The 14,229-nt window shown below is 67.3% G+C and carries 11 protein-coding genes and 1 pseudogene; 1 reads left to right on the top strand and 11 read right to left on the bottom strand.

Annotation, left to right across the window (positions count from 1 at the left end):
• Positions 1 to 5 precede the first annotated feature (5 nt).
• Positions 6 to 197 (bottom strand): hypothetical protein, encoded by a 192-nt coding sequence (locus LRS04_RS19025; RefSeq protein WP_257819271.1) that lies wholly within the window; start codon positions 195 to 197, stop codon positions 6 to 8.
• Between the two features lie 95 nt (positions 198 to 292).
• Here LRS04_RS19025 and LRS04_RS19030 point away from each other — a divergent pair, with 95 nt between their 5' ends.
• Positions 293 to 1,225, top strand: a complete 933-nt coding sequence (locus LRS04_RS19030; protein WP_257817673.1) for a LysR substrate-binding domain-containing protein — start codon at positions 293 to 295, stop codon at positions 1,223 to 1,225.
• On the opposite strand, the gene LRS04_RS19035 is transcribed toward LRS04_RS19030, so the two are convergent.
• The 10 genes and pseudogenes from LRS04_RS19035 to LRS04_RS19080 form a co-directional block, all read right to left on the bottom strand.
• Positions 1,222 to 1,692, bottom strand: a complete 471-nt coding sequence (locus LRS04_RS19035; RefSeq protein ID WP_257817674.1) for a RidA family protein — start codon at positions 1,690 to 1,692, stop codon at positions 1,222 to 1,224. The two genes, LRS04_RS19030 and LRS04_RS19035, sit on opposite strands and share 4 nt — an antisense overlap.
• A gap of 63 nt (positions 1,693 to 1,755) precedes the next feature.
• The gene (locus LRS04_RS19040) at positions 1,756 to 4,125 is read right to left on the bottom strand and encodes a TonB-dependent siderophore receptor (RefSeq protein ID WP_257817675.1); all 2,370 of its coding nucleotides are present in this window, start codon (positions 4,123 to 4,125) and stop codon (positions 1,756 to 1,758) included.
• Positions 4,126 to 4,437: 312 nt separating this feature from the next.
• Positions 4,438 to 4,950 carry a DUF2231 domain-containing protein gene (locus LRS04_RS19045; RefSeq protein WP_257817676.1) on the bottom strand — a complete coding sequence of 171 codons (513 nt, stop codon included), beginning with the start codon at positions 4,948 to 4,950 and terminating at the stop codon, positions 4,438 to 4,440.
• Between the two features lie 89 nt (positions 4,951 to 5,039).
• Positions 5,040 to 6,644, bottom strand: a complete 1,605-nt coding sequence (locus LRS04_RS19050) for a calcium-binding protein (RefSeq protein WP_257817677.1) — start codon at positions 6,642 to 6,644, stop codon at positions 5,040 to 5,042.
• A gap of 133 nt (positions 6,645 to 6,777) precedes the next feature.
• Positions 6,778 to 7,212, bottom strand: coding sequence for a Cu(I)-responsive transcriptional regulator (cueR, locus tag LRS04_RS19055; RefSeq protein WP_257817678.1), 435 nt, complete (start codon positions 7,210 to 7,212; stop codon positions 6,778 to 6,780).
• Entirely contained in the window at positions 7,209 to 9,692 is a 2,484-nt protein-coding gene (locus LRS04_RS19060; RefSeq protein ID WP_257817679.1) for a heavy metal translocating P-type ATPase, read from the bottom strand. The genes cueR and LRS04_RS19060 overlap by 4 nt, the downstream gene beginning before the upstream one ends.
• 1,456 nt (positions 9,693 to 11,148) lie before the next feature.
• On the bottom strand, positions 11,149 to 11,970 hold the full coding sequence (locus tag LRS04_RS19065) for an HAD-IC family P-type ATPase (RefSeq protein ID WP_257817680.1): 822 nt from the start codon (positions 11,968 to 11,970) through the stop codon (positions 11,149 to 11,151).
• A 19-nt stretch (positions 11,971 to 11,989) separates the two neighbouring features.
• Positions 11,990 to 13,159 carry an HAD-IC family P-type ATPase gene (locus LRS04_RS19070; protein WP_257817681.1) on the bottom strand — a complete coding sequence of 390 codons (1,170 nt, stop codon included), beginning with the start codon at positions 13,157 to 13,159 and terminating at the stop codon, positions 11,990 to 11,992.
• 229 nt (positions 13,160 to 13,388) lie between these two features.
• A pseudogene (locus LRS04_RS19075) lies at positions 13,389 to 13,526 on the bottom strand (hypothetical protein); the annotation flags it as partial.
• A gap of 36 nt (positions 13,527 to 13,562) precedes the next feature.
• Complete coding sequence (locus tag LRS04_RS19080; RefSeq protein ID WP_257817682.1) at positions 13,563 to 14,222, bottom strand: isoprenylcysteine carboxylmethyltransferase family protein; 660 nt, start codon at positions 14,220 to 14,222, stop codon at positions 13,563 to 13,565.
• Between the last annotated feature and the right edge of the window lie 7 nt (positions 14,223 to 14,229).

A 14,229-nucleotide genomic window follows, 5' to 3' on the forward strand; every position in this document is an offset into this window, starting at 1 on the left:
GCGTCTCAAGTTCGCGCGACGTGGGGGGTGCCGTAGAGCCCGTAGGAGAAGCCGTCGTAGATCTCGTCCCGACGGCCCTGGTAGGCGGCCACGGTGGGGAAGACCACGGTCGAGGCCCGGTGTACGGGCACCGCAAGGCTCTCGAACGGACCTCCCAGGCCATCGCCTGGCGTCACGCAGAGTGTGGGGTCACGCATGCTCTACTCCCTTGGAGGCCAGGCGTAGCCCGGCCTTGGAACCCGTTCAAATTCATAGTTGCGGCCGATTCATGCGTTGCGGTTATGATGCCCGCATGAACCTGACGCTCATCGAAGCCTTCAGCGCCGTGATGAAGACCGGCTCCACGACCGCAGCCGCCGAGTTGCTGCGGGTGTCGCAGCCGGCCATCAGCCGCTCGCTCAAGCGGCTGGAGGACACCACGAAGCTGAAGCTGTTCGAGCGCACGGGCCCGCGGCTGACGCCCACCCCGGAAGCGCACCTGCTCTACCAGGAGGTCCTCGACACCTTCGTCGGCCTCGACCGGCTGCGGCAGTCCGTGGCGCGCATTCGGGCGGTGGGCACCGGGTCGGTGCGGATCGCGAGCTCGGCGGCCCTTGGGCTGTCCTTCGTGCCGAAGGTGCTGAAGCGGTTCGCCGAGCATCGGCCGGATGTCTCCATCCGCTTCGAGATCGGCAACTCGGTGACGGTCCGCAATCTGGTGGCCAGCGGCTCCTACGACATCGGTCTGTGCGCCGAGGAGATCGACCGCTCCAACCTGATGGTGAAGCCATTCATCGAGACGCGCGGAATCTGCGTCATGCCGCCGGGCCACCGGCTGATCGGCGAGCCGGTGATCCGCCCGGGAATGCTGCACGGCGAGCGGGTCATCTCCCTGGCGCCGGACGACACTGCCCGCATCCAGTTCAACGCCGCGCTGGCGTCGGCGGACGCCAGCCCGAAGTTCGTGGTGGAGACCCAGTTCGCCGCCACGGTCTGCCAACTGGCTATGGAGGGCGTGGGCGTCGGCCTGACGAACTCGCTCACCTATGTGTCCGACCGCTTCGAACCGCTCGGACTGGCGGCGCGGCCGTTCGAGCCGGCGATCGCCTTCCGCTCGCTGATGATTCTGCCGCCGCATCGGGCCCGCTCGCGATTGGTGGACGAACTGGTGGGGTTCCTGGAGGCCGATCGCGACGCGCTCGCCGAGGCGTGCGAGAGCCGCTTCGACCGGTTCTCGCCCGTCTAGGGCCGCACGGCGAAGACGGCCGCAACCTCGACCGCCGCTCCGAGCGGCAGGCTGCCGGCGCCCACGGCGGCGCGGGCATGCCGGCCCGCCTCGCCGAACACCTCGACCATCAGGTCCGAGGCGCCGTTCACCACCTGCGGATGATCGGTGAAGGCTGGTCCGGCGTTCACAAAGCCGGTCAGCTGGACGCAGCGGACCACCCGGTCGAGGCGGCCGCCCAGGGCGGCCCGGAGCTGGGCGATCACCGAAAGTCCGCACAGCCGCGCCGCGGCGCGCGCCGCCTCTGCGCTGAGGTCCTCGCCGACCTTGCCTGTGACGAGCCCTCGGCCGTCGCGGGGCAACTGTCCCGACACCGTGGCGAGCCCGTCATGCAGCACCACGGGGACATAGTTGGCGACCGGCGCGCCGGCTGGGGGCAGCGCGATCCCGAGGGCGTTCAGGCGATCATCGAAGGAAGCGGAGGTCATGCGGAGCCTTTGGGCGCGCCGGGGGGCGGCCCCTCTCGTGAGTCGGAGGGGGGCGGGCGCCGGTCAGAACTTGCCGGTCAGGCGCACGTACCAGAATCCGCCGTTGAAGCCGAAGGGCGAGAACTGCGGATAGACGATGCCGTTGTTGATCTGCGCCTGGCGCCGGTCCTTGTCGGGATAGGCGTCCAGCAGGTTGTCCGCCCCCACGGCGATGGAGAAGGTCTCCGTCGCCTGGTAGCTGACTTCGGCGTCCACCAGCCACTCCGCGCCGAAGTCCTGGTCGAAGGACAACGCGGTCGGCGTGGCGTTGGGCACCGCATCGACCCACTCGCCGTAGTAGTTGGCCCGCAGCAGCACGTTCCAGCGGCCGCTCTCCCAGGTGCCGGTGACATTGCCCCGCCAGCGGGGGTTGAACCGGCCGATCTCGATCCGGCGTTCGCGGTCCACGGCCCGGGCGTCGCGCAGGTTCGTCACCTTGCTGCGGGTGTAGTTGGCCGCCGCGGTGAGACCGATCTTCCCGATGTCGAGGGGCCAGGACCTGGAGAGCACCACATCGACGCCCTCGGTCTCGGTGTCGAAGAAGTTGCCGAAAAAGCGAACGCTCTGCAGGTCCCCGGCCGGCGTGCCGCGGGCGGCGAGCGCGGCCCGGTCGGCCGCCGTGATCGGGATGCGTGAGGTGAGCGCGATGCGGTCCTTCACCTCGATGTTGAAGTAGTCGGCGGTCAGCACCCAGCCGGCTACGTCGAGCACGGCGCCGAAGGCGAAGTTCTTCGACTCCTCCTCCTTGAGCGGCTTCGCCCCGTAGTACTGGGCGATGGGATCGGTGGGTGGACGCGTGGCGATCAGCAGCAACCCGCCGGTGAGCGGGTCGATGTTGGTGGCCACATCGGAGATGTTGGACTGCCCGGGGGTCGGCGCGCGGAAGCCGGTGTTGACCGATCCCCGCAGGGCGAGGCCGTCGAAGAGCTCGTAGCGGGCGGTCAGCTTCCAGTTGAAGGTGGAGCCGAAGTCCGAAAAGTCCTCGTAGCGGGCGGCGGCCCCCACGGTGAGCCTGTCGACCACTTCGGTCTCCAAGTCGAGGTAGGCCGCCCAGTTGCTGCGCGAGAAGGCGCCCGCAGAGGCCGGCGTGTAGCCTGGGAAGCCGCTGGAGCCCACCGCAAGACCGATGATCCGGCCGGTGTCCGGATCGGCGAGGCTGGCGAACCGCCCGGCCTGGTAAGAGGCGGGCTCGCCTGCTTTGATCTCGAAGGTCTCGCGACGGTACTCGGCTCCGAACGCCACGTTCAGCGGCTCGGCGAACATCCCGGTGTCCACAGGATAGACGAAGTCGGCGTTGAGCCGCGCCTCCCGCTGCTGCAGTTCGCCGGCGCGGAACGAGGCGGGGAGTCCGGCCCCAGGGACGGGTTGACCGTATTGTCGAGTTTGAACTCGATCTCGTTCTGCGCGAGGCCGGCGCTGAAGTCGTAGCGCAGTCCCCCGAAGGCCTCCCCTTTCACACCCCCCGTCAGACCCATGTCGAGCATGTTGCTGCGAAAGACCGGCGCAAAGCCGCCTGGGAAGCGGCTCGTGAAGCTGAAGCGGGGGCCGCCGGGCTGGTTGGTCAGCGGCACGCTGGCGAACACGTCGGCGCGATTCAGCGGGCGGTAGAAGAAGTCGGACTCGGCGGAGGCCTGTCCGAAGTTGCCGAAGGCGTAGGCTGTCGCCGTCGCCGTCGCGGGGGAGTTCAGCGTTGAAGAACAACCGCGCGGCGTCGACGCTGGGCGCGCCCCAGCGCTGAGCAGGATCGGGCACCGCCGTGTTGCCGGCGTTGATCAGGGCTTGGGCGTCGGGCCGCTGGAGCCCGCGTGACGTCTTGGCCGAGCTCGAGAGCTCGCCGCTAACGTTGAAGAAGCCTTCTTCGCCGAGGCGCAGTCCGACGTTGAGCTGCAGATTGTAGTCCTCGCCGTCGCCCTCGTAGAACTGGCCATACCGGGCGATGGCGGTGACGCCCTCGCGGGCCCGCTTCAGTTGGAAGTTGATCACCCCGGCGATGGCGTCGGAACCGTATTGGGCCGCCGCGCCGTCGCGAAGCACCTCGATGCGGTCGACGGCGATGGCCGGGATGGCCGAAAGGTCGGGTCCCTGCGCGCCGGCGGCGAGCGGCTGGTTGGTGATCTGCACCACGGCCGAGCGGTGTCGCCGCTTGCCGTTCACCAGCACCAGGGTCTGGTCCGGCGGCAGCCCCCGGAGGCTGAAGGGACGGACGAAGGCCGAGGCGTCCTGCGCCACGAACTTCTGAACATTCAGCGAGACGACGGTGGTCTTCAGGGCGTCGTTGAGATCCGAGGCGCCCTGCCGCTGCAGCGTCTCGCCCGACACCACGTCGACAGGCGTCGAGGACTCGGTCAGGGTGACACCGGCGCGCCGGGTGCCGGTGACGACCACCTCGTCCACCTGCCCGGCCGCAGCGTCCTGCGCGGATGCGGCCGTCGCCAGGCCGAGCGTGAGGCCGCCTCCCAAAGCGGAGACCGAAGCCAGAAGCGCCGCGCGAGCGGCCGAGCGCCGATATCCCATGCCTTCCCCCATCTTTGTGTTCGCGCCGCTGCTGCGGTCGCGGCCGCGGAAACCCGCAAGCCTTGGCCAGAGCCGAACACGCAGGGAGAAGGACTTCAAATGCGCAATAGACCGCCATTATGCGCCGAGGTTATGCAGATGATAAGCCAAGCGCGACGGGTGGATAGAAGGCGGCCTTGCCGCTTCCCCAGCTCAGAAGTTCAGATGGTCGAGCCCCCGCACCAGGGCTCCGCCGATGAACCCGTTGATCCCGATTGCGGCGACCGTTGCGGCGAGCAGGACGGCGTAGACGACGCCCGCGCCAGGCCGTCGGGCGCTGAGCCATCGCTCGTGCGCCCACCAGACGCCCAACGCAAGCGGCGCAATGGAGGTGCCCAGCGTCTGGTGGGCCGTGTGCAGGCGGTCGTAGCGACCGTAGGTCCAACCCATCGCCATCCAGCCGAGGACGATAGCCGCCAGGGCCGACAGCGCACTCAGGGCGATCATGAGTCGTGTGGCCTCTTCGACCCGTTCGCGGCGAAGCAGCAGGGCGCGCGCCTCGAGCACGGCAACGACAATAAACAGGGCGATCGGGAAATGGACGACGCTCGGGTGCCAGCGGCCGAGCCAGTTCACCAGCCGGCCGCCGAAGGTCGTTGGCGCGGCGTCGTCGGCGGGCGGCCGGCCGTCCGCCGACATCTGCCCCTCCGGCGTCGCCACTTCCATGCCGCCGTGCGGGCCGACCGCCGCCGCTGTCGGCGACGGCCCAGGCTTTGGAGCGTGGCCTTCGTGGGCCGCGCTGGGGCCGGCCCAGATCAACGCGGCGCCCAGCAGGCCGGCCCAGGACCCGCAACGGCGAGCGCGTGGTCATTCAGCCTCCTTCGCTGCACCCGCATCCGCGGCGCCGGCCGACCCCTCCTCCTCGGGCGCAGCCTCAGCCCGGGAAGATCCAATCCGACCCTGCGGTGCTGATCCCAGGTACGAAGCCGGGCTCCTCCACGAACATGAAGTCGCTCTGCCGCAGGTCCGCCTTGAACACCCCCCTGCAGCAGGACCCCGCCCTCGGGATCGGCGTCGCGGTCTGTGTTCCAGGACACGAACGCCCCTTCCGCGCGATCCACGACGGACACCTGATCCGGCCGGATATCGCGCAGCGCGAGGTGGTCGAACGCGCCCTGCGCCTCACCGCGGACTTCCATATCGGTGATGACGTCGAAACCGCTGTGAGGATCGACGATAAAGGCGTCGGCCCCCGTGCCGCCGGTGATGGTATCGTTGCCCATGCCGCCTTCGATCATGTCGTGGCCGGCGCCGGCGTCGATCGAGTCCGCGCCCTCCATGCCCATGATGTCGTCGACCATGGCGCCGCCGGTCAGTGTGTCCGCGCCCATGCCGCCGTCGAGGCGATCCATGCCGTCGCCGCCTTCCAATCGGTCGTCGCCCGCATCACCTTGCAGCACATCGTCACCGCCAGCGCCGAGCAGAGTGTCGGCGCCATCCCGACCGAAGATGTTGTCGACGCTTTCCCCGCCGGTCAGCTGATCGGCTTCCCGCTCGCCGACGAGCACCTGGTAGGTTTCGTCGCCCGTAAAGGTGAGCGCGACATCACCATCCCGCATCGCGGCGTCGGCGGCTTGGTCGAAACGCTCGCCTGGCAGGTCGCCGTGCCTGGGGTCCGGGCCTTCAACGCTGGGTGTGGGCCGCTCGGGAGTGGGCGCCGTCGCCGGCCGCGAGGCGGGCGGAAGGTCCGGCTCCTCCGCGAACATGAAGTCGTCCTGCGCGAGATCCGCCTGACGCACGCCCTCCAGCAGCACGGAGCCGCCCTGCCAGCTGACCCGCACACCCGCAGGGGTGTCTTCGAAACTCAGGTCTTCCCACCGGAGGTCCCGCAGCGCGAGGTGGTCGAACATGCCGGGACCCGCGGTGAAGTCGCGGATCACATCGTTGCCGCTGGTGGGGTCGACCGCGAAGGCGTCGGGTCCGAGCCCGCCGACCAGCGTGTCGTCGCCCATCCCGCCCTCCAGGTCGCCATGGCCCGCGCCCTCGTCCAGGTAGTCGTTGCCCATGCCGCCCATCAGGGCGTCAGCGTCCCTGCCGCCATAGAGCCGGTCTCCGTCCATGCCGCCCGTGAGCCGGTCAGCGCCGTCGCCCCCGCTGAGGGTGTCGGCGCCGGAGTCGCCATAGAGCACGTCGTTTTCGCGGTCCCCGTTCAGCAGGTCGTTGCCGCCAAGTCCCCAGAAGTGATCGCGGTCGCCGCGTCCGACGAGGGCGTCGTTCCCCTCATCCCCGATCGAGACCTGATAGTCGTAGCGCTCGCGACCGGCATCGAAATCGAATGTTAGACCGTCTTGGGCGAGATACTGACTGGCCAGCTCCTGGATGGGAACATCCCTCCAGCCATGGGATAGTTTGTGTGACATTGGCCGTTCCTGCGCAAGATTACAGCGATGGGAATGTTTCTCCCCGCAACAACGGGTGAGCGATCCGTCAACTCTGTATTGAAGCTCGCAGTTCCGAGTTTTGTCAGTTCGCCTGTCTCTGCCGCAGCTAAGCTTATCGCGCTCTTGCCTTCACTCGCTCGAGCGGCGTGGTCGGCTCGGCCCCGGCCGTCAGGTCGGCAAGGATGGGGCAGTCCGGACGATCGTCGCCGGCGCAGCAGTGCGACAGGTGCCGCAGGGTGTCCGCCATGGCCTGCATTTCGGCGATCCGGGCGTCGAGATCGGCGACGTGTCGGTCGGCGATCGCCTTGACCTCGCGGCTCGGCCGCTCGCGATCCCGCCACAGCGACAGCAGTTGCGTGATCTCGTCCATCGAGAAGCCGAGACTACGCGCGCGCTTGATGAAGCGAAGCTCGTTGATCTGGCGGGCGTCGTACTCGCGATAGTTGGAGTCGGTCCGGCTCGCGGGGCGCACCAGGCCGATCTCGTCGTAGTAGCGGATCATCTTGGTGGTGACGCCCGAGGCCTTCGAGGCCTGACCGATGTTCATGGCCGTGCTCCTTGCAAGGCGGCGTCGCGGAAGCCTCGCAGGCGAAGCGCGTTCGTCAGGACGCTGACGCTGGACAGCGCCATGGCGCCAGCGGCCACCATCGGGGACAGCAGCAGGCCGAAGGCGGGGTAAAGGGCGCCGGCGGCGACGGGGATCAGCACCACGTTGTACCCGAACGCCCAGGCGAGGTTCTGGCGGATGTTCCGCAGCACCGCACGGCTGAGCGCGATCGCCGTGGTCACGCCGCGCAGGTCGCTGCGCATCAGCACCACGTCGGCGCTCTCGATGGCGATGTCTGTTCCGGCCCCCATGGCGATCCCGACGTCGGCGCTCGCCAGGGCCGGGGCATCGTTCACCCCGTCGCCGACGAAGGCCACGCGACCATAGCGCTGCTGAAGGTTCTTCACGGCGGCGACCTTGCCATCGGGCAGCACCTCGGCAACCACCTCGTCCAAGCCGAGCGCCGCGCCGACTGCCTGCGCGGTGCGCCGATTGTCTCCGGTGATCATCACCACCTTCAGACCCGCTGCGTGCAGCATCGCCAGGGCCTCGGCCGTGGTGTCCTTGATCGGATCGGCCACGGCGAGGATGGCGGCGAGCTCGCCGTCGACCGCCGCGTAGATCGGCGTCTTAGCCTCACCCGAGAGGCGATCCGCGTCGGCGGCGAAAGCGGCGACCGAGACGCCGAGTTTCGCCATGAAGCGGTCCGCGCCGACCTGGATCCGCCGGCCATCGACGAGCGCTTCAGCGCCGAAGCCGGGAAGGGCCTCGAAGCTGGACGTCTCGGGCAGCTGCAGGCCGCGGGCTTGGGCCGCCTCGACGATCGCCTGGGCGATCGGATGTTCCGAGCGGCTTTCGACCGCCGCCACCAGGCGCAGGAGATCGGACTCCGCGAATCCATCCGTGACGCGGACATCCGTCAGGACCGGCCGACCGAGCGTCAGTGTCCCTGTCTTGTCGAAGGCGACCGCCTGGACGTCGCGCAGGCTCTGCAGGGCCTCGCCACGGCGGAAAAGGACGCCCAGCTCCGCGGCGCGGCCGGTGCCGACCATGATCGAAGTGGGGGTCGCCAGGCCCATGGCGCACGGGCAGGCGATGATCAGCACCGCCACGGCGTTGACCAGCGCGAAGCTCAGCGCCGGGCTGGGGCCAAAGACCAGCCAGGCGGCAAAGGTCAGGACAGCGCCGACGATGACAGCCGGCACGAACCAGCTGGTGACCTTGTCGACGAGAGCCTGGATCGGCAGCTTGGCGCCCTGGGCGGCCTCCACCATCCGCACGATCTGGGCGAGCAGGGTGGCTGCGCCCACCTTGGTGGCGCGGAAGCGGAAAGTCCCGGTCTTGTTGACCGTGCCGCCAACCACAGCGGCGCCCGGACCTTTCTCGACCGGGATCGGCTCGCCCGTGATCATGGATTCATCGACGTAAGAGGCCCCGTCCAGGACCTCGCCGTCCACCGACACCCGTTCGCCCGGCCGGACCACGACGATGTCGCCGACCAGGACCTCGGAGACGGGAACCTCGAGGACGACGCCCGCCCGCTCCACGCGCGCGGTCTTCGCCTGCAGCGTCATCAGACGCTTGATCGCCTCGCTCGTGCGGCCCCTCGCCTGGGCCTCGAACAGGCGTCCGACCAGGATCAGGGTGACGATCACGGCGGCGGCTTCGAAATAGATGTGGTTGGCTCCGGCCGGCAGCAGCCCGGGCATGAAGGTGGCGACGGTCGAATAAGCGAACGCGGCCGTCGCGCCGAGCACCACCAGGGAATTCATGTCCGGCGTGCGCCGAACGAGGTTCGGCACGCCCTTGCGATAGAAGCGCAAGCCCGGACCGAACAGCACGAAGGCGGCCAATGCGAAGCTGATCAAGCGCCAGGGCTGCTCGCCGATCGTGCTCGCCAGAAGATGGTGGGCGCCGGGCACGAAGTGGCGGCCCATCTCGACCAGAAACAGCGGGATCGTCGCCAGGGCGGCGAGGCCCACCGCGCGCTTCAAGCCCCGGATCTCCGCCGCGCGCGTCTCGCGTTCGCGATCGGAGAGGTCCGGGCCGGCTTCGACGATCGGGGCGGCGTGGTAGCCGGCCTTCTCGACGGCGGAAACGAGGGCGGCGATATCAGCGCCCTCGAGCACGGCAACTGTGGCGCGCTCCGTAGCCAGGTTGACCTGCGCTTGCAGCACGCCCGGCGCGGCGCGAAGCGCCCGCTCCACCCGCCCGACGCAGCTAGCGCAGGTCATGCCCTCGATCTTCAGCTCGAGGGTTCGTTCAAGCGGCTCGTAGCCGGCCTTGCGGATCGCTTCGACGACGGCCTCGGTTTGACCGTCGGGCGTGAGTTCCACGTGGGCGCGCTCGGCGGCGAGGTTGACCGAGGCGCGAACGACGCCAGGGACGGCTGAGATCGCCTTCTCCACGCGGCCGACGCAGCTCGCACAGGTCATCCCCAGGACGGGAATCTCCAGCGGCTGAAGGATTTGTGCGGGCATTGGCAGCTCCTCAAGGACGATGCCCAACGCAGATGGACCTTCCCATGATAGGAAGGTCAAGCGCGAGAATTCAGGCCGTCGGCTGCGACCGCGCGCCGTCGGAACTTGTTTCTGATACGCGCCAAGAGGGGCCTGCCCCTCGGCGAACGGCAAATGGTAAAGGGGGCGCGAGCAGATCCTCACGCTCACGACATACCGAGGCGTCGGCGGCGTTACAGTTGCGGATCACCGAGATGCTCGGTTGACCAGCCACAAACACCCGCAGGACGCTCGGCTTACAGTTCTGGCCACCCTTTACGAGCGGCGATCTCCTGGCGCAGAACGGGGCAGGGCTCTTCGAAGCGGCGTGGCAGCGCGGCTTGCGTGGAGTGCGTGGTCGACAGCGAGCGTCACGGGCCGATCTGAGCGTCCTTGTTGCGTGTTCACCGCTTGGTCCAAAGACAGCATCTGGATCCGCCAGCGCTCACCGACATCGTCGCGAACGTGGCCTTAGGCCGCTCAGCGGCATCTACCTGGCCGCGTCCTAACCGCCAGCGTGAGCGCTACAGCTCGCCCTGGCGAGACCGTGGCGCTGACCCCGGCGTGCGACATCGCTGCTATCGCGTATACGCGGGTGATCGTCGAAAGGTTTATCGCCCTCGGCGGCGCCGCCCAGGGATTGAGACGGCGCCGCTCTCCCTAGCGAGGGTCAGTGGACCGTTGCCAAGAGACTATTTGCCTAGCAGCTGGCGGCACTGCGCATGGCTCATGCCCATGGTGTTCACCGCCCCAGTCTTATCCGACGAATGGCTGTGCGTGGCCCCTTCGCCCATTTCTAGCATCTTTTCACAAGCCGCTCGCTGCTCAGGGGTCGATGGCTCATTCGTTGTCGCGCACGCGGAAAGCGCACCCGCTGCGGCGATCAAGCCCCAGATATACACCCTTTTCATCATTCTTCCGTCTCTCCTACTAGGCGCTTGCACCGATAACATCGGTGCGGGTTGAGATGATAGTGATGGTGGTTTCTGACACGTTTAGAGAGCTGGCGTGATGAGGAAGTGGGCAGACAGTGCTCAAGCATGCCTCAGGATTGCGCAGAACGAATATAGATGAGCGGAGACGTAGTTGCCCTGCGTTCGTCGCCAGGCAGGGACGCCTGGACGGAGGGGTCAAGTCAGCGTTTGTTGCTGATGGCCGTGTCCGCAAGGCTGTCTGGTGAGGTCCGTTTCGGTGAAGTCACCAAACAAAGCTTAGGAGCGCCGAACGCCGCTGCGGTGACGGGGAAGCTCGAGGCGAGGTAGACCAGTAGCCGAGCGGATAGGGCATGAAGGTCGCTCGGCGCCTTTGTCGCTAACAATCTTGGGCAGGCAGAAGCGCCCGTCGCATCGTGCCCCTGGGGGCGAGAGGCTACGATTCAACGCCAGACGTTTCAGGAGGGCTGGAAGCGACGAGCTGAGAGGCGCAGCCAAGCGCAACTTTAAGCGGCCCTTTGTGTGACGTTGACCGCGGGTGTTTGCTGATGCCGAGGCCCGTCTTCGCCGAGGCGTAGACGCTTCAGCAGCAGTGCGTTGACCGCGACCAGCACAGAGCTGCCAGACATGGCGATGGCCGCGACTTCGGGGCTGAGCGTGATGGGGTAGAAGACGCCCGCGGCCGCGGGGAAGGCGACAATATTGTAGCCCACGGCCCACCAGAGGTTCTGGTGCATCTTGCGCAAGGTCGCGCGGGAGAGCTCGACAGCCTTGACGACATCGAGGGTGTCGCTGCGCATCAGGACGACCTTGGCGCTTTCGATCGCCACGTCCGTGCCCGCGCCGATGGCGAAGCCGACGTCAGACTGGGTAAGGGCGGGGGCGTCGTTGACCCCGTCCCCCACCATGCCGACCTTGTTGCCCTGCGCCTGCAGCTCTTTGACTTTGGCGGCCTTGTCGCCGGGCAGCACTTCGGCCAGGACGATATCGATCCCGAGCTCGCGACCAATTCTCTGCGCCGTACCCAGGTTGTCGCCGGTGATCATCGCCACCTTGACGCCCAGGGCCTGCAATCGCTCGATGGTCTCGCGTGCAGTCGGTCGCGGGGCATCGGCGATGGCGATGAGGCCGATCACACGACCGTCGCGGGCGATATGGGCCACGGTGCGGCCGGCGCCTTGCAATTCGGCGGACTTCGCGGCGAGCGGACCCAGATCGATACTGTTTTCCTCCATCAACATGCGGTTGCCCGAGTAGACAGTCCGTCCGTCCACGAGGGCGCGAACACCCTTGCCTTCGAACGAAGCGAACTCCGTCAGCGGGGACAATGTGAGGCCCTGCGCTCTTTCAAGCACCGCGACGGCGATGTGGTCTGCTCGAACCCTGTTCGATGGCCGCGGCGATCGCGATGATCGTCGCCTCGTCGAACCCTGGCCCAGGGACCACTTGCTCCACCTTCGGTTGGCCCATGGTGAGCGTGCCGGTCTTGTCGAAGATGATGACATCGAGCTTCACGGCGTCCTCCAGCGCCGCGGCATCCTTGATCAGGATGCCATGGGCCGCGCCCAATCCGGTGCCGACCATGATGGCCATAGGGGTGGCGAGGCCGAGCGCGTCGGGGCAGGCGATGACAAAGACAGTGATGGTGAGCGTCAGCGCGAACAGCAGCGTCTGGCCGATCACCCAGAACCAGATTGCGAAGGTCAACAGGCCAATGACGATCGCCGCCAGCACCAGCCACTGCGAGGCCCTGTCCGCCAAGAGCTGGGCTGGAGCCTTGGAATTTTGCGCCTCCTGGACAAGCTTGACGATCTGGGCGAGCGCGGTGTCGGAACCCACCTTGGTGGCGCGGTAGCGGAAGGCGCCGGTCTTGTTGATCGATCCGCCCACGACAGCATCGCGGACCTTCTTGGAAACCGGCAAAGATTCCCCGGTGAGCATCGACTCATCGATCTCCGACGCGCCCTCTTCGATGACGCCGTCGACCGGAATCTTGCCGCCGGGCCTGACCGCCACGAGGTCGCCGACCTCCACCTCGGAGGTTGAGATTTCTACTTCGACCCCGTCGCGGATGACCTTTGCGGTCGGCGGGGCGAGATCCATCAGCCGCCGGATCGCCTCGGACGCACCAGCCCTCGCGCGCATCTCCAACCAGTGTCCGAGCAGGATGAATACGAGCAGCAGGGCCGAGGCCTCGTAGAAGTTCGCGGCCTCGAAGAAGAAGGTCGTGCCAACGCTGAAGAGGTAGCCCGTCCCAACGCTGAGCAGCACGAGCACGGCCATGTTGAACACGCCGCGCCGCAGAGCTCGCGCCGCAGCGATGAAGAAGGGCCAACCGGGCCACAGAATTGCGCCGCTCGCGAGTACAAACAGAACCAGTTCTAGATCCCAGCCAAACGGCGGCTCTACCCGCAGGAAGTCCATGCCCATCGGGGCGAGAAAGAAGATGGGAATGGTGAAGGCGAGCGCCACCACGAAGCGGTTGCGCATATCGCGAGCCATGGACTTCATATCCATGCTCGGCCCGTGGCCCATGCCCGCCATAGCGTCGTGCTCGCCGTGTCCCGCCTTTGGTGCGGCCCTGCCCGCGGCCGCCGCCGGGGGGGCCATGCTCGTCGATCGCCTCGGCTCTTAACGCGTCTTGTCCAGGGGCGCAGACGTGGCGCGGCACGACTTGCCCGGCGCAATGAAAGCCGCAGTCCCGCACCGCCTGTTCAAGCTCGGCGGGGCTGACCTGCGCCTCGTCGTAGGTCACGGTGGCGCTGGCTGAGGCGAAGTTGGCCGTGACCTGTCTGACGCCCTTCAGACCCGCGAGCTGCTTCTCGACCACCAGCGGATCCAAAGGCGTCCGGAAGCCAGATACGTCGACGGTCGTTGTGCGCATGGCATACCCCTGCGGTGGCGGCGCTGGACGTGCGGATCAAACTGGAGAACGCTGGGCGTCGCCTGACCGGCGCAGGCGCGGGATGAAAGCGGGCGTGGCGCGCTTGTACGCGGCATAGGCTTCGCCGAAGCGGGCCGCGGTCTCGCGCTCTTCGCTGACGGCCAAGCGCCAGTACATCACCACCAGGACCGGGAACATCGCGAGCGTGAGCAGTGTCGGCCATTGCAGCAGGAAGCCGAACATCACCAGGACGAAGCCGACGTATTGCGGATGTCGGACCCGGCTGTACGAGCCGGTCGTCGCCAGCTTGCCTTCACGCTGGGCGCGATACAGCACCGGCCAAGCCGCCGAGATCGCCCAGAAACCCCCGCCAATAAAGGCGAAGCTCAGCAAGTGGAACGGACCAAAATGGGGGTTAGCCTTCCAGCCGAACATCATCTCGAGGAGGTGACCGGCGTCGTGCGACCACCAGTCGACGTTCGGGAAACGGCTCTGCAGCCAACCTGACAGGAAGTAGATGGTCAGCGGAAAGCCGTACATCTCGGTGAACAAGGCCACGAGGAAAGCGCTGAACGCGCCAAACGAGCGCCAATCGCGCGCCGTCCGCGGTTTAAAGAAGGTCAATGCGAAGAAGATGAATAGCGCTGAATTCAGGATCACCAAGGACCAGAGGCCGTATGCGGGCGTATCGGACATTGCGGCC

This window comes from Phenylobacterium sp. J367 (assembly GCF_024699985.1).
Taxonomy (GTDB): domain Bacteria; phylum Pseudomonadota; class Alphaproteobacteria; order Caulobacterales; family Caulobacteraceae; genus Phenylobacterium.